Here is a 14,046-nt window from a genome sequence, read left to right as displayed (position 1 = left end):
CCACGACGGCTCTAGCCGACGCCCACCTGGCCCGGACGGCCCCTGGCCCTGAGGCGCTGTTCGCGCTCCGCCTGTTCCGGATGGCGGGCCCGCCAGTACGGATTGTCGTGCGGCAACCCCCCGCTGACTCTCCCGTACATCCCGAAGAACATGAGCAGCAGGCCGACCACAAAGCTGAAGAGCACATTCTGGAGATGGAAGGCGAGGAAGTTGTAACTGGTCTCCAGCAGAGCGAGATTGACGAATCCGCTGATGATGAAGAGGACACCGAGGACCATATTCAGGGTCGACGCGGTATTCCCGCCGATCACCATGCCGATCATGAGGATCAGCCCGACACAGATGGACAGCACGCTCAGCGTGCCATTGGTGTTCAGGCCCGCGACCGTGGCGCCGCCGGTGTCGAAGAAACCGATCTTGTCGATCAGCCCGAGGATGCCGAAGACGATCAGGATGAGCCCCATCAGCCCGGCCCCGACGCGATAGACCTGGTTGAGCCGGTGATCGACGGGGAGTCGTTCGTCGAGCATGACATGCCGCCGGGCCGGCGGATGGAGCACTCGCGTGGCCATGGGCGGCCTCCTTCGGCGGTGGCGGTGCTTCACTCCAGCATCCGCCCGCCGCGACCGGTGGACAACTCAGCCGCCGTGCCCGGCGCCCCGCTCCTCGCGGATCTCCGAGACCACCTGGGCCACGGTGTGCCGAACCGCCTCGGTCTCGGTCAGGAAGTGCCAGTAATCGGGATGGCGGCCCTCCAGCGCGGCCACCGCGCGGTCCAGCCTGGCCACGGACTGGTCCAGCGGACGCGCGTGACGGGGCTCGGGGGTATTCCGTCCTGTCATGGCCAGCCGCTGGGCGTCCCGGATCGCGAACCGGGTGCGGTCGATCTCCTGCTGCGGGTCCTTCGACACGGCGTTCAGCCGCCGCAGCCGGTCACCGGCGGCGGAGACCGCCTCGTCCGTACCGTTCAGCAGCGCCCGCGCGGTGCTGAGCAGCGAGGTCGCGTCGGCCCACCGCTGCTCCTCGCGTGCCTTGCCGGCTTCCTTGAGCTTCTGCTCGGCCTGGTGGACGCTGGTCGCCGCGTGATCGGGGACCTGCTGAAGGTCCTGCCAGCACGCCGCGGCGAAGCGGCGGCGCAGCTCGCTGAGTACCGGCTCCACGGTCCCCGCCCGGGTCGTCAGGGCCTGCGCGCGGGTACGGAGGGACACCAGCCGGCGGTCGATCTCCTGGGCCCGCTCCGGCAGCCGCGCCGCCTCGGCCCGTACGGTCTCGGCATCCCGCAGGACCCGGTCGGCGCGCTGAAGTGTCTCCGCCACGCCGTGCTGTCCCGCGCCCTGGTTGAGCTTTGTCAGATCGGGCGCCAGCGCGGCGAGCCGGGCGGCGAGATCGTCCGCCCGCAGCCCGGAGGCGCGCACCGCGTCGAGGGCGTTGCTCGCGGCGAGCAGTGTCTGCCTCGCCCGCTCCACGGCGGGTGCCAGCCGCGCCAACTGCGTCTCGGCCTTGTCGAGCAGCGGACCGAGCCCCTGCTCGAACCGGTCGAGATCGCCCTTGACCCGGATCAGCTCGTCCTTGGCCTTCGTCAGCTCGTTGCGCGCCTTGGACGCGGCGGACGGTTCCAGATCGTCGCGGTCGAGATCGTGCGCGTCGACGGCCTCGATATAGCTGTGGCTCACCTCGTCGATCCGCTGCCCCAGCGCCGCGAACCCCTCCACGGCCCTGCGGGCTCCCGGCGAGCTGTCCACCGCCGTGATCGTCTCTATCGAGATCCGCAGATCGCGCTGGGCCGTGTCCAGCTCGTAGAAGGCGGCCGCCGCGGCGTCCTTCGCCGCCTGCGCGTCCGCGCGCTGGCTCTCGCCCCTGCCGCCGAACCACCGCCGCGTGCCCCCGCCGGCGAAGGTGAGCGGCAGCGCCGCCACCACCAGGGGCACCGGCAACAGCATCAGCGTGAGGACATCACGGACGGCACTCGCTTTCGCTTTCGCTCTTGCGTGCGGCTGCGCGTGTGTCGCCGTCACATCCCTCTCCCGTGCCGAGTTCACCCTGCCTGGTTCATTGTCCCACCAGGTAGAGACGAACACACGGGTCGGTTAGTTCGCGCTTTGGATGGTGATCTTCCCGTTGCTGGTGCGGGCCTTCACCACATGGGCGCTGCTCTTGTCGGTCCGCACGCCGACATCGACCGAGCCGTTGTCGGTCGATGTGGTCACCGCGTAGGAGGTGTCCGAGCTGGGCAGATCGATGTCGATCCGGCCGTTGTCCGTGGTGGTGTCCACGCGGTTGGGCACAGCGGTGAGCCCGAGGCGGATCGCTCCATTGCTCGACTTCGCGGCCACGGTCCTGGCGGAGACCCCCTCCGTCGTGATCTTTCCGTTGTCGGTCTCCAGATCAATCGGTCCGCTGGAGTCCCGTACCGTCACGGCGCCGTTGTCCGACGTCAGCTTCAGCGCGGTGGTGAACCCGTCGGCGGTGACCCGCCCGTTGTCGCCCTTGAGCGTCACCGCCACCCCGCGTGGCACCTTCACCTTGTGCAGCGACTCGCAGTTGCTCGCGACCGCCCGGCACTTCACCTTGAGGCTGAGGGTGTTGTCCGTCATCTTCCAGCTGGCGTCGGGCCCGCTTCCCATGAAGACCCAGCCGTCGACCTGCCGGGTCACCTCGACGTCCTTCACATCGGCGGGGACGAGTTCGACCGCCGCGTTCACGGTGTCGACCGTCAGCGTCTCCCCTTTGAAGGGGAACGACTTGGTCTCGACGGGGGCGTCGGAGGCGTCCGCGCTGCCGCACCCGCTGACGGCGAGCGCGATGAGCACGGCTCCGCCGGCGGCGAGAAGCGTACGAGAGCGGTGGCGGCGTGCGAGTGCGGCCATGGTGATCGTCCCCCAGAGAAGTCCTGTAGTGCTGCCGGAGCGTTCGGGCCGATGTCTCTTTCGGCGGGTCACTGGCAGCGCTGTGTCGTGCTGTCCCACCACCGTATGAACGGAAACCACCGAAACCGATCCGGCGGCCCTCCGTCTCCGTGGTGGGGATACCCCCCGTACCCCGGGCACTCCGGTACCGCGCCCGGCATACGGTGTGCGGCCGTGCCCGGTGGGCCATGTACGCTGTTGCCTCATCCACGGGTGCGTAGCTCAGGGGTAGAGCGCTGCTCTTACAAAGCAGATGTCGGCGGTTCGAAACCGTCCGCGCCCACCAGTGACAGATCACCGGCCACGGTCGGTCCGGACGGACACGGACGAAGGGCGCGATCGCCATGTGCCAGTCGCCGATGCGGTCCCTCGCGTGACCACCAGAGCCGGGGTCCTTGTACGGCCGCTGACCGCCGCGCATGCCGCGCAGGTGCTGGCGATCTACCAGGCGGGCATCGACGAGGGCAACGCGACCTTCGAAACGGCCGCCCCCTCCTGGGATGCGTTCGACGCGGGGAAGCTGGCGGAGCATCGCTTTGTCGCGCTGGCGCCGGACGGCGAACGGGTGCTGGGCTGGGTTGCCGTCGCCGCGGTGTCCGGGCGGTCCGCCTACGCCGGGGTGGTCGAGCATTCCATCTATGTCCGTCCCGACGCCCGCGGCCAGGGGGTCGCGCGCTCGCTGCTCGACGCGCTGATCGCCTCGACCGAGGCGGCCGGGATCTGGACCATCCAGGCCGGCATCTTTCCCGAGAACGCGGGGAGTCTGGTGCTGCACCAGCGAGCCGGGTTCCGGATCATCGGCACCCGCGAGCGCGTCGGCCGTCTCCATGGGGTCTGGCGGGACGTCCAGCTGATCGAGCGCCGTAGCCCGGTGGTCGGCTGAGCGGGACCGCCCGGTTCGTGGCTACGGTGGGCGCATGGCAGGCCTGCGCGTCGAGCGTCTCGACCATCTCGTCCTCACCGTCGCCGATATCGAGGCGACCGTCGATTTCTATACCCGGGTCCTCGGTATGGAGCCGGTGACATTCGGCGGCGGGCGGCGCGGGCTGGCCTTCGGGCAGAGCAAGATCAATCTGCATCGGGCGGGCCATGAGTTCGAGCCCAGGGCCGAGCGACCGACCCCGGGCAGCGCGGACCTGTGTTTCGTGGTCGCGGACCCACTCGAACGGGTGATCGCCGAGCTGGCGGCGCGGGGGGTGCCGGTCGAGGAGGGTCCGGTGGAGCGCACCGGTGCGCTGGGGGCGTTCGTCAGCGTGTATGTGCGCGATCCCGACGGCAATCTCATCGAGCTCAGCAACTACCCCGGCTGACGGACTCCCGGGCGCTGCCGCGCGCCGACGTGGTGAGGGACCGGCGTCCATGGGCGCACACTGGGGCCATGAGCAACTACCAGGGGCCCGCGACTCTCGTCGCCGGTGACGCCGAGATCGCGGTCGAGGCCACCCTGTGTGCGAGCCTGTCGGGTGAGGTGCGCCAGTGGGGCGGCAGCGTACAGACCGTGGACGCGGGGGAGGCCCTGCGTGCGGCGCTGGCCGGTGGAGACGTACGCATCCGGTTCCCCGACGGCCAGGAAGGCGCGGTCGTGGCCACGCATACGGCCATCGGGAATGGACGGCTGCGGGTCTCGGGGAGCGGCACGATTCCGTTCTAGGGCGTGTCTTCGAAGTAGCGCCGTCCGCCCGCCGGGCAGGCGGGACTTTGAAGACACGACCTAGCGCCGCGGCGGGGCGAATTCCGCGGGTCGGGCCCGGCTGGTTCGGGGGCCTGACGGGCGCGCACGGCATCGGTCACACTGGAAACATGTGCCGCAGCATCAAGACTCTCCGCCCGCCCGTACTCCCCGAAGAGGCCACCGAGGAGGACATCCGGGCCGCCGCCCTCCAGTACGTACGCAAGGTCTCCGGCTTCCGTGCGCCCGCCGCGCACAATCGGGAGGTCTTCGAGCAGGCCGTCGCCGAGATCGCGGAGTCGACCGCGAAGCTCCTCGGGGGCATCGAGGTCCGGGGCGCGGCGGCCCGTACCGCGCCCCAGGCGATCTAGGTCCGGGCAGGAGTCAGGACGCCTGGCCGGCCGCCGGTGCCTGGCCCGGGCGGCGTAGGACGTACGCGGCGAGCGCGCCCGCCGCGAACAGCGCCAGTACGGACACTCCCGCGCTGGTCCAGGTCGTACCGAGCCACTGGCCGCCGAAGTAGCCGAGGCCCGCGCTGTAGCCCGTCCACGCGACGGCCGCCAGCGCCGACCAGGGCAGGAACTCCCTCGCCCTGCGGTGGCCCGCGCCCGCGCCCAGGGAGACCACCGAGCGTCCTGCCGGTGCGAACCGGGCGATGACGACGAGGATTCCGCCGCCCCGGCCAAGCGCCCCGCCGAGACGTTCCTGCGCGGTGGTCAGACGGCGGGAGCGGGCGATGGCCCGGCCCAGACGGTCACCGCCGCGCCGGGCGAGCCGGAAGGCGACCAGATCGCCGAGTACGGACGCGCTGAACGCGCACAGCATCAGGAGAAGCAGCGAGGGCACTTCCTCCGGCACCCGCACCACCTTGTCGGTCGCGCCCGCGACCGTGGTCGTACCGGCCGCCGCGGCGGTGGCGGCCGTGATCACCAGAACGCCGCTGGGCAGCACCGGAAGGAATACGTCGAACAGCACGGAGAGGGCCACCACGGCGTAGATCCATGGGCTGCCCGTCAGGGACTCCAGACTCTCCAGCACCTATGTCACTTCCCGCCCGGTCCCATGGACAGCGCCTCGATGTCGCGGGGGAGCGGCGGTGGCGGCTGCGGCCAGCCAGCGTACGCGTGTGCGGAAGCGGAAGATCGGCCGGGGCCCGGCATATCGGTGCCCGGACCGCGGAGGGTCCGGGCACCGGGGGTTTCCGGCGGGGATCAGGCGAGGATCAGGCGGCCACGGCCGTGCGCCGATCCCGTCTCTCCTCCCCGGACATGCCCCCGGAGCCACGCGACCCGCGCGCCCCGAACAGCTGGTCCAGGGCGAACGCCCCTGGCCCGGTGAAGACGATCAGCAGGAACGCCCAGCAGAACATGGCCGCGGGTTCGCCGTTGTTCTCTATGGGGAAGAGGCCATCGCCCTGGTGCACGTTGAAGTACGCGTACGCCATGGAGCCGGAGGCGACCAGCGCGGCCACCCGGGTGCCGAGGCCGAGCAGTACGAGGGCCCCGGCCACGAGCTGGATGACGGCGGCGTACCAGCCCGGCCAGGCGCCGGTGGAGACGGTGTCCTTGGCGAAGTACCCGAAGAGCGAAGCGGCGCCGTGGCAGGCGAAGAGAAGCCCGACGACCACACGGAACAGGCCGAGTGCGTAGGGCTGGGCACGATTGAGGCGTGTGTACATGGGGGGTTGTACTCCTTCGATCATTGGTCTGGACCGATGAGAAGTTCCTGCCTCAGGTTAAGTACGCCTAATCAATGCTTGCAAGTTCAACATTCAGCTGAGGGTCAATTCGCGTCGTGTATTCGGGGCGCGATATGTCCGGTGTCCGCAGGGTGGCACGGGCCACCGCGTCGGAGTCCGAGAGCATCACCGAGTCGACCCCGGGGCGTGCTCCCGCGGCCGTCACCCAGTGGACCCCTTCCGTGGGCACCCCGAGCGCGAACCTCCGTGGGTGGGCTTCCCCACGGCGGTCTATCAGGCGATATGGACGGCGCGTTACATCCAGCCCACCGGTTTCGTAACCACCGACCCGGTGCGGCCGGCACTGACCGGTCTTCAGGAGCCGCGAGAGCAGCGGATCGCAGCTGCGCCGGAGATCAGGCTCCGGAAGCCGGGCTTCCACGAGCGTTGTGGCGTGGATCAGCGACCCCGGAACGTCGGGGGACTCGGCGGTGAACCCGCCGTCCGCCGTCCGTACGCTCGTCCGCGGGCCGATCACATCGAGCACCCCCGCCTCGATCAGGGCCGCCATCTCCTCGATTCGGCGGCGCGGCGGCCCGATGGAGAGAAAAGCGTTCAAAGGCGTGTACCAGCGGTCGAGATGGTCGCGCCGGGAGGTGCCGGGGAGGCCGGCGTGGTCGACGATCTGCCGTACCTCATTGCGGAGATCGCGCAGCACGTCCAGGGCCGCCTTGACCGGGCCCGTGACATTGCCGAGCGCGGCCTGGGCCGCGTCCTCGCGCAGATGGGCGAGGAGCCAGGCGCGGTGATCGGCCGGATCGCGGAAGGACACCCCGTCGTAGGGGCGCGAGATCCGGTCCCAGGACCAGCGGTCGGCGGGCGCGATCCCGGCCTCGTCGAGGACGGCGGCCTCCTGCGGGCTGCCGTGGGGCGCGGCGAGGAACCGTTCGAGAAAGCGTTCCCACGAGCACTCCGTCCAGCCGGAGCCGTCCTCACCGGCCGTCGCGCGGAGAGTCGGAGTCGTCGCGCGGAGAGTCGGAGTCGTCGGGCGGAGAGCCGTCGCGCGGAGAGTCGCCTCGTAGAAGACCGCCTCCACCTCCTTGGCGACCAGCGGCCATATCTCCTTGAGGAAGTCCGGCGGGTCGCCCTCGTCCGCGCGTTTGCGGAACACCGCGATCACATCCGGGGTCAGCAGCAGCGGGAGATGCCGGCCGGAGGGCCCCTTCGCGTTGTCCCCGCGTGCCTGGTACGGGACGCCGCGCCGCGACCCCGCGTACAGCTGCGGTTCCCGCCCCGAGGGGTGGTATACGAGAACGCCGTCCGTGTCGCGGGTGAACAGACCGCCCCTGCCCGCCGTCAGCAGTGCCATGTGGTCGAAGAAGTTGAGCCCGAGTCCGCGCAGCAGAACCGGTTCGCCGGGGGCGACCGCCGAGAGATCGACATCCGCGGGGTTGGCGGGCGGCAGATAGCGGAGCCGGTGGCGGACCGCGTACTCCGCGAGGGCCGCCTGGGTCTGGCCGGAAACCACCGGTAGATGGCCCTGCGCGAGCACGACGGCGCTGAGACCGGAAATCGTCGTGTCATCGTCGAGGAAGAGCGTCTGGGTGGGGCGGTGCGCGGTGGAGCTACCGGGTGTTTGGGGTGAACCGGTGGAGGTGGGTGGGGCTGACGCGTCTGGAGCGGTCCGGTCGGTGTCGTCATCGAGCCGGATCGCACGGGCCCGGTGAACGACAACCGTCACGCTCTCCGGTGCGTTCTCCACCGTTCTGTGGAAGGCCCATTCCAGATACCGGCCATAGGCGGCACGGCTCGGGTAGTCGTCCGGTCCGAGCCGCTCGGCAGGCCGGGTCGCGGCCCACTCGTACAGGCTCGGCCCCGGGCGTATCGGCCCCTCGCACTCGACGCTGTCGTCGGTGAAGACGGTCACCTGTGAGGCGACCGTGTTCATCAGCAACTCGGCGGGCTGGTCCGTGCGCCAGACGAGCCCCGCGCCCGGGGGCGCGGGGTCGATCAGATGCACGGTGAGGGGAACGTCCGGGGCGAGTTCGGGTACGGACGCGCAGAGTCTTTCGAGGACCGAGGTGCCACGGGGGCCGGCGCCGACGACTGCGAGAGAGCGGGGCAGGGGCTGCCGTACATCGCACAAAGCTGTGACTCCCGGGGCGGGTGGTGCTGGAAGCGAGTAGTCCGCTCATCATGCCGCCCGTACATGGCGAGTTCGAACCCTTGGGTGAAGGATCACGCCGTGTGGGAATGATCACGGCAACGTTGTCGGACGCGGTGAACCGAGATCGGCAGAGCCGTCAGGGGCGCACTCAGGGTGTCAGAGAACTTTCCTGAACGGTCACCAGCTTTGAGCCGGGCGTCCGGCCGGGCGTCCGGCCGGACTCCGGGGCCCGTCTGGGCGCGCGGGCCTGTTCCAGCCGTAGACCGGCGGAACGGCCGTGCAGCGTCAGGGTCATCAGCTGGTTACCGAACCAGGGGCCGCCCGTTTTGCGCCAGTTGACGGATGACCGGACGACTCGTCCATGCCGGACCAGCGCATGCCCGAGCCGCCGGGCAGGCCCGCTCCAGCCGAAGCGGAAGCCCAGCTTCATATAGCCGGGGATGGAGTTGTGCACGGGCGAGCAGGTCAGCTGCGCGACCCGCGCGTCCGGGCCGCCGCCCGCCGTCCAGGAGGGCTCGGCCACATACGCGTGATGCACATCACCGGACAGTACGCATACCGTCGCCGGGGCGTCGGGCCCGCTGCCCGCCTCCGCGATCAGCGCCGTCAGCTCCTCGAAGGAGCGGGGGAAGGCGGCCCAGTGCTCCAGATCGGCCGCCCTGCGCAGCCGTTCGCCGAACCGCGCCCAGCGGGGGCCGCGTTCGCCGCCGCAGAGGGCGGAGTCCCAGGACTCCACGTCATGGATGAAGGGCGGCAGCAGCCAGGGCAGTGAGGTGCCGATCAGAAGATGGTCGTACGGTCCGCGCGCGTCCGCGCCTCCGTTCTCCGAACTCCGGCCGTCCAGCACCTGGTCGCGTACCCAGCGTGCCTCGGCCTCGTCCAGCATCGCGCGGTCCCGCTCCGCCAGCACCCGGGCGGCGCGGGAGTCGACCATCAGGAGTCGCGTACGCCCGAAATCGCGCCGGTAACTCCAGCGCGCGCAGGCCGGATCGCGGTCGGCCTCGGAGGCGAAGCGCCGCAGCAGCTCCGTGCCGTCGGGTTCGGCGCGCACCGCCGCGTACAGCTTGTCCGCCGCCAGCTCGACGGGGGAGAGATTGCCCAGGTGCTGGTAGACCCAGTACGACATCAGTCCGCCGAGCACCCGCTCCTGCCACCAGGGCTTCTCCCGCATGTCGGCCAGCCAGGCGGCGCTGGTGTTCCAGTCATCGACCAGATCGTGGTCGTCGAAGATCATGCAACTGGGGACCGTGGAGAGCAGCCACCGTACGGCGGGGGCGCTCCAGGACTCGTCGTAGAGGTGGGTGTACTCCTCGTAGTCCGCGACCTCCGCGCCCGGCGGCTCGCTCAGATCGCGGCGCCCGGCCAGCCTCCGCCGGGTCGCCTTCGATGTCTCGTCCGCGTACACCTGGTCGCCCAGGAGCAGCAGGACGTCCGGGCGCGCGGCGGCGGGATCGCCCGCGATCCGGGTGGCCAGGGCGTCGAGCGCGTCGGGGCCGATCGGGTCGGGCTCGTCGTGCGGCGGTGACGCCCAGCGGCAGGAGCCGAAGGACACCCGCAGTTCGGCGGCGGGCACGGCCGGGGTACGGATCGTGCTCGGCGGGAACGGGGAGTCCTCGGGCGGCCAGACACGCTGGTCGTCGAGCAGCACCTCGTACGGGGTGTCGGTGCCGGGCGTCAGGCCGGTCACCGGGATCAACGCGTAGTGATGGCCCGCGATATGGAACGTACGCGACGTGCCGTACGCGCCGTCACCGCAGCGGACCTCCGCCGCGGACGGGCGGTCGGCCTCGACCCAGACGGTCGCGGTGCCGCCGCCGTCCCCGTCGACGTACCGCAGCAGTGGTCCCAGGCGCAGCCGGGTCATAAAAAGCCTCCTCCGTCGCCCCCGTACGGTACGGAACGACCGTACGGAGTCGACGGGAGGGACCTCGGGACCGGGAAAGTGGTTGCTCAGCAGCCGTTCAGGGTGGACTGGAGCGCGCTCTTCTCGGCGGAGTCGACCTTCAGCTTGTAGTAGTACTTCACCTGCACCCAGGCGCGGACGTAGGTGCACTTGTACGCGGTGCGCGAGGGCATCCACTTGGCCGGGTCCTGGTCGCCCTTGGACTGGTTCACATTGTCCGTGACGGCGATGAGCTGCGGGCGGGTCAGGTCGTTGGCGAAGGCCTGGCGCTGCGCCGTGGTCCAGCTGTTCGCGCCCGACTTCCAGGCCTCGGAGAGCGGCACCATGTGGTCGATGTCCACGTCGGACGCGGCGCTCCAGGTGGCGCCGTCGTACTCGGAGTACCAGGTGCCGCTGACGGCGGCGCAGCTGGAGTCCTGCTGGACGTTCGAACCGTCGCGCTTGAGCACGACCTCACGGGTGTTGCAGGCGCCGGACTGGGTGATCCAGTGCGGGAACAGGTCGCGGCTGTAACCGCTGGAGGAACCTTCCGCCTGAACGGTCAGCTGGCTGAGGTAGGTGCGTGCCGTGGCGGCGCTGACAGGGGTGGGCATGGCGGCCTGCGCCGTGGGCGCGGTCAGCAGGGTGGTGGCGGTCGCGAGGGCGGCCGTGGCGGCGAGGACGCCGGCACGGGACATTCGACGCGCGTAGACACCGGACATGTGAACTCCCTTGGAGTGGGGGGAAACCTGACGGGACCGTGCGAGGTGGTGCGGGTGGAGCCGTGGGGGGCTGGGCCGTGCGGTACCTGGGTCGTCTGGACGGGACCGTGCGGGGCCGTGGGCCCGGCCGCCATCGTGGTCGCGGTGGGTTTCCGGAAGGTGGGCTTCAGGTAACAGAGTGACGACATGAGCACGTCACATCAAGGGGGTCGAGGGAAACGGACCTTTCTGAGGGGCAGGCAAATGTGTTCTATCCGGGCGAGGTTGGAGAGATCGACGCGGGCGCTGCGCCGGAGCGCGGACCAGCGCGCGGGGCGTGTGTCGCGAGGCGTCGCGAGTCAGGCGGGATTTGTCAGACAGGGCCTAGACGAGTAAGTCCGAAGTAGCGTCGTCCGCCCCGGGCAGACGGGACTTCGGACTTACTCGTCTAGGGTGGGTCTGTGCTGCTGCGGGTCGATATCACGTTCGGGGTCGTACTCGGCGCGCTGCTGATCGTGGCCGTGGCGGTGGCCGCGCTCGCCCATCTGGGCCGGGCCCGCGAGATCGCCGTCGCGGGGGTCAGGGCCGCGGTCCAACTCGGCGTGGTCTCGCTGGTGATCGGGTGGGTGGTCGGCGCCGTGGCGCCGCTGCTCGGCTTTGTCGTCCTCATGTACGCCGTCGCCGTAAGGACCGCCGGCCGACGGGTCACCGGCAACAGCACCTGGTGGTGGGCGGCCGTACCGATCGGCGCGGGGGTGGCGCCCGTCATGACCGCGCTACTGCTCACGGGGGTCGTGCCGGCCAAGGGCATCGCGGTCATCCCCATCACCGGCATCCTCATCGGCGGCGCGCTCACCGCGACGGTGCTGGGCGGCCGACGGGCGCTCGACGAACTGCACGCGCGACGCGGGGAGGTCGAGGCGGGGCTCGCCCTCGGGCTGCTGGACCGTGACGCGCGGATGGAGGTGGCGCGGCCGGCCGCGGCGGACGCGCTGCTGCCGGGGCTCGATCAGACGCGGACGGTGGGGCTCGTGACGCTGCCGGGCGCGTTCGTCGGCATGCTGCTGGGCGGCGCGTCACCCGTACTGGCGGGGGCGGTCCAGCTGTTCGTCCTGGTGGCGCTGATGGCGGTACAGGCGGTGGCGGTGAGCGTGGTGCTCGAACTGGTGGCGCGGGGGCGGCTGCACCGGGAGGAGTGAGTGCCGCGCGCCACGCCCCGCGGCCGGTCCGACGGCACCGGGCGGCCGAATGACCAGACGGCCCAATGACTTGACGACCGGGCGACCGGGCGGCCGGCGGGACCGTGAGTGAGGGGATCAGCCGAAGCGCAGCGCGATCTCGCCCGTCGGCAGTGCTTCCACCCGCAGTTGGGTGAGGTCGTCGACATGCGCGTCCGGGGACATCGCCCTCGCGCGCGGTCCCACGCCCACCACGCGCATGCCCGCCGCCCGTGCCGCCTCGATACCGGCCTCGGAGTCCTCGAAGACCACGCAGTCCTCCGGTGCGAAGCCCAGGGTCGACGCGCCCAGCAGGAAGCCCTCCGGGTGGGGCTTGCTGGCGGTGACGTCCTCGGCCGTGACCCGGGTCCTGGGCATGGGGAGGGCCGCCGCCGTCATCCGGGCGTCCGAGAGTGCGACGTTCGCCGAGGTGACCAGGGCGTGCGGGAGTTCGGCGATGGCGGACATGAAGGCCGGGGCGCCGGGGATCGGGACGACGCCCTCCGTGTCGGCGGTCTCCTGGGCGAGCATGACGCGGTTGTCGGCGTAGTTCTGTTCCATGGGGCGGTCCGGGAGCAGGACGGCCATCGTGGCGTACCCCTGGCGGCCGTGGACCACCTTGAGGACTTCCTCGGGGTCGAGGCCGTGTTCGCTCGCCCAGAGGCGCCAGCAGCGCTCCACGGAGGCGTCGGAGTTGACGAGAGTGCCGTCCATGTCGAGCAGGAGGGCGCGGGCGGTCAGGACGGACGTCGTGGTGGAAGCGGTGGCCGTCATCGGCGGACTCCAGAGCGCGAAAGCGAGGGCGAACGAGACAAGCGGGGCGAGCGGAACAAGTGGCTCCGCCCGTCGGTCAGGGTGAACGGGCGGAACCACTTTGTTTCGTCATTATACAAAGCGGGTCAGTGGCGGCGACCCGCACCCCGCGTGTCGGCCTCAAGGGCCTGCCGGGTGCGCGGTCCGTAGACGCCCCGAGGGTCTTCCTCGATCCCTTTGTACGACTGATACATCGCGACGGCACCCGCGACGCGGTCGTCGTACCGGCCGTCCGGGCTGCCGCGGAAGAGCCGGATCTCCGCCAGTCGCTGCTGGAGCTCCATGACCTCGGGCCCGGAGTCGCCCGGCCCCAGTGAGTCGTCCGCCGGTGCGCTGCCGCTCTCCCGCGTCGGCTCGCTCATGGTCGTCGGGGCGGAGGGTGACGGTGTCTTCGCCTCGGCCGACCGTGACGCACTCGGGGTCGGGGTCGGGTCGGGCGGCGGTGGGGGCGCGGCGGCCGACGGTGTCGCCGACGGGGTCGGGGTGGGCGTGACCGCCGGCGGAGAGGTGTCCCGCGGGCTCATCGACGGCAGCCAGGTGTGCGCGTTGTCGGGCCGTGCCCGTACCTCCCCGGCGTCCTGCGAGAGGACCTTCCCGGCGAACGCCACCGTACCGATCACCGCCACCGCCGCGGCGCCGATCGCCACCGCTCGGTACGGCTTGCGCCGGACGGGCGGTGGCGCCGGACGGTCCTCGCCGTCTCCGCCGGCGGGCGGTGGTCCGGCGGGGCCGCCCGTCGGCGCGGGTGGCGCGAGCGGTGGCAGCGGACCCGCCGTACGGAACGTCCGCGGCGCCTCGGCCTCCGCGCCGAGCGTCACGTACGGCCGAATCCGCAGCGGATCGAAGTCCTCGGCCGCCGCGATCTCGGCCGCCCGCCCCGTCGCGTTCCCCGCCGCCCCCTGCGCCGAGGTCCTCTCGGATCGCGCGTCCAGGTCCTGTCCGGTCGGTCTCCGTGGATCAGACCGCGGCGTCTGGTGCCGTGCATCGCAAGGCGGAGGATCGCTCTCGTACTG

General features: G+C 70.9%; 15 protein-coding genes and 1 tRNA gene. 6 read left to right on the top strand and 10 right to left on the bottom strand.

What is annotated here, in order from left to right; translation table 11 throughout:
- Positions 1–11 precede the first annotated feature (11 nt).
- The 3 genes from M1203_RS09840 to M1203_RS09830 form a co-directional block, all read right to left on the bottom strand.
- Positions 12–572, bottom strand: a complete 561-nt coding sequence (locus M1203_RS09840) for a DUF4383 domain-containing protein (RefSeq protein WP_249949190.1) — start codon at positions 570–572, stop codon at positions 12–14.
- A gap of 66 nt (positions 573–638) precedes the next feature.
- Positions 639–2,015 (bottom strand): hypothetical protein, encoded by a 1,377-nt coding sequence (locus M1203_RS09835; protein ID WP_249949189.1) that lies wholly within the window; start codon positions 2,013–2,015, stop codon positions 639–641.
- 72 nt (positions 2,016–2,087) lie between these two features.
- Positions 2,088–2,867: a DUF4097 family beta strand repeat-containing protein gene (locus tag M1203_RS09830; RefSeq protein ID WP_249949188.1), complete on the bottom strand. Its 780-nt coding sequence runs from the start codon at positions 2,865–2,867 to the stop codon at positions 2,088–2,090.
- A gap of 250 nt (positions 2,868–3,117) precedes the next feature.
- Here M1203_RS09830 and M1203_RS09825 point away from each other — a divergent pair.
- From M1203_RS09825 to M1203_RS09805, 5 genes are all read left to right on the top strand, one after another.
- Positions 3,118–3,192: transfer RNA gene (locus tag M1203_RS09825), tRNA-Val, on the top strand.
- A gap of 87 nt (positions 3,193–3,279) precedes the next feature.
- Positions 3,280–3,789: a GNAT family N-acetyltransferase gene (locus M1203_RS09820; RefSeq protein ID WP_249949187.1), complete on the top strand. Its 510-nt coding sequence runs from the start codon at positions 3,280–3,282 to the stop codon at positions 3,787–3,789.
- A gap of 34 nt (positions 3,790–3,823) precedes the next feature.
- Entirely contained in the window at positions 3,824–4,216 is a 393-nt protein-coding gene (locus tag M1203_RS09815; RefSeq protein WP_249949186.1) for a VOC family protein, read from the top strand.
- A gap of 68 nt (positions 4,217–4,284) precedes the next feature.
- Positions 4,285–4,557 (top strand): DUF4873 domain-containing protein, encoded by a 273-nt coding sequence (locus M1203_RS09810; RefSeq protein ID WP_249949185.1) that lies wholly within the window; start codon positions 4,285–4,287, stop codon positions 4,555–4,557.
- A gap of 149 nt (positions 4,558–4,706) precedes the next feature.
- Positions 4,707–4,946, top strand: coding sequence for a DUF2277 domain-containing protein (locus M1203_RS09805; RefSeq protein ID WP_249949184.1), 240 nt, complete (start codon positions 4,707–4,709; stop codon positions 4,944–4,946).
- 13 nt (positions 4,947–4,959) lie between these two features.
- Here M1203_RS09805 and M1203_RS09800 read toward each other — a convergent pair whose 3' ends face one another.
- The 5 genes from M1203_RS09800 to M1203_RS09780 all read right to left on the bottom strand — a co-directional run bounded on the left by M1203_RS09800 (position 4,960) and on the right by M1203_RS09780 (position 11,024).
- Entirely contained in the window at positions 4,960–5,613 is a 654-nt protein-coding gene (locus M1203_RS09800) for a VTT domain-containing protein (RefSeq protein WP_249949183.1), read from the bottom strand.
- A gap of 184 nt (positions 5,614–5,797) precedes the next feature.
- The gene (locus tag M1203_RS09795; protein ID WP_249949182.1) at positions 5,798–6,253 is read right to left on the bottom strand and encodes a DoxX family protein; all 456 of its coding nucleotides are present in this window, start codon (positions 6,251–6,253) and stop codon (positions 5,798–5,800) included.
- Positions 6,254–6,320: 67 nt separating this feature from the next.
- Positions 6,321–8,399 (bottom strand): FAD/NAD(P)-binding domain-containing protein, encoded by a 2,079-nt coding sequence (locus M1203_RS09790; protein ID WP_249949181.1) that lies wholly within the window; start codon positions 8,397–8,399, stop codon positions 6,321–6,323.
- Between the two features lie 169 nt (positions 8,400–8,568).
- On the bottom strand, positions 8,569–10,284 hold the full coding sequence (locus tag M1203_RS09785) for an alkaline phosphatase D family protein (protein ID WP_249949180.1): 1,716 nt from the start codon (positions 10,282–10,284) through the stop codon (positions 8,569–8,571).
- Between the two features lie 86 nt (positions 10,285–10,370).
- The gene (locus tag M1203_RS09780) at positions 10,371–11,024 is read right to left on the bottom strand and encodes an HNH endonuclease family protein (RefSeq protein WP_249949179.1); all 654 of its coding nucleotides are present in this window, start codon (positions 11,022–11,024) and stop codon (positions 10,371–10,373) included.
- Between the two features lie 440 nt (positions 11,025–11,464).
- Here M1203_RS09780 and M1203_RS09775 point away from each other — a divergent pair, with 440 nt between their 5' ends.
- The gene (locus M1203_RS09775; protein ID WP_249949178.1) at positions 11,465–12,202 is read left to right on the top strand and encodes an ABC transporter permease; all 738 of its coding nucleotides are present in this window, start codon (positions 11,465–11,467) and stop codon (positions 12,200–12,202) included.
- A 117-nt stretch (positions 12,203–12,319) separates the two neighbouring features.
- On the opposite strand, the gene M1203_RS09770 is transcribed toward M1203_RS09775, so the two are convergent.
- Together M1203_RS09770 and M1203_RS39010 are read right to left on the bottom strand one after the other, a co-directional pair.
- Complete coding sequence (locus M1203_RS09770) at positions 12,320–12,994, bottom strand: HAD-IA family hydrolase (RefSeq protein WP_249949177.1); 675 nt, start codon at positions 12,992–12,994, stop codon at positions 12,320–12,322.
- Between the two features lie 125 nt (positions 12,995–13,119).
- On the bottom strand, positions 13,120–13,851 hold the full coding sequence (locus M1203_RS39010; protein ID WP_249949176.1) for a peptidoglycan-binding domain-containing protein: 732 nt from the start codon (positions 13,849–13,851) through the stop codon (positions 13,120–13,122).
- Between the last annotated feature and the right edge of the window lie 195 nt (positions 13,852–14,046).

The organism is Streptomyces sp. 35G-GA-8, assembly GCF_023534745.1.
Lineage (GTDB): Bacteria > Actinomycetota > Actinomycetes > Streptomycetales > Streptomycetaceae > Streptomyces.
The sequence above is the reverse complement of the archived record's forward strand: the minus strand, read 5'-3'. Positions and strand labels throughout refer to the sequence as shown.

What these genes read in the sequence shown, in the direction of transcription:
- M1203_RS09840 (WP_249949190.1), bottom strand. Translation starts at nt 572, where the DNA reads ATGGCCACGCGAGTGCTCCATCCGCCGGCCCGGCGGCATGTCATGCTC.
- M1203_RS09830 (WP_249949188.1), bottom strand. Translation starts at nt 2,867, where the DNA reads ATGGCCGCACTCGCACGCCGCCACCGCTCTCGTACGCTTCTCGCCGCC.
- M1203_RS09815 (WP_249949186.1), top strand. Translation starts at nt 3,824, where the DNA reads ATGGCAGGCCTGCGCGTCGAGCGTCTCGACCATCTCGTCCTCACCGTC.
- M1203_RS09810 (WP_249949185.1), top strand. Translation starts at nt 4,285, where the DNA reads ATGAGCAACTACCAGGGGCCCGCGACTCTCGTCGCCGGTGACGCCGAG.
- M1203_RS09805 (WP_249949184.1), top strand. Translation starts at nt 4,707, where the DNA reads ATGTGCCGCAGCATCAAGACTCTCCGCCCGCCCGTACTCCCCGAAGAG.
- M1203_RS09795 (WP_249949182.1), bottom strand. Translation starts at nt 6,253, where the DNA reads ATGTACACACGCCTCAATCGTGCCCAGCCCTACGCACTCGGCCTGTTC.
- M1203_RS09785 (WP_249949180.1), bottom strand. Translation starts at nt 10,284, where the DNA reads ATGACCCGGCTGCGCCTGGGACCACTGCTGCGGTACGTCGACGGGGAC.
- M1203_RS09780 (WP_249949179.1), bottom strand. Translation starts at nt 11,024, where the DNA reads ATGTCCGGTGTCTACGCGCGTCGAATGTCCCGTGCCGGCGTCCTCGCC.
- M1203_RS09770 (WP_249949177.1), bottom strand. Translation starts at nt 12,994, where the DNA reads ATGACGGCCACCGCTTCCACCACGACGTCCGTCCTGACCGCCCGCGCC.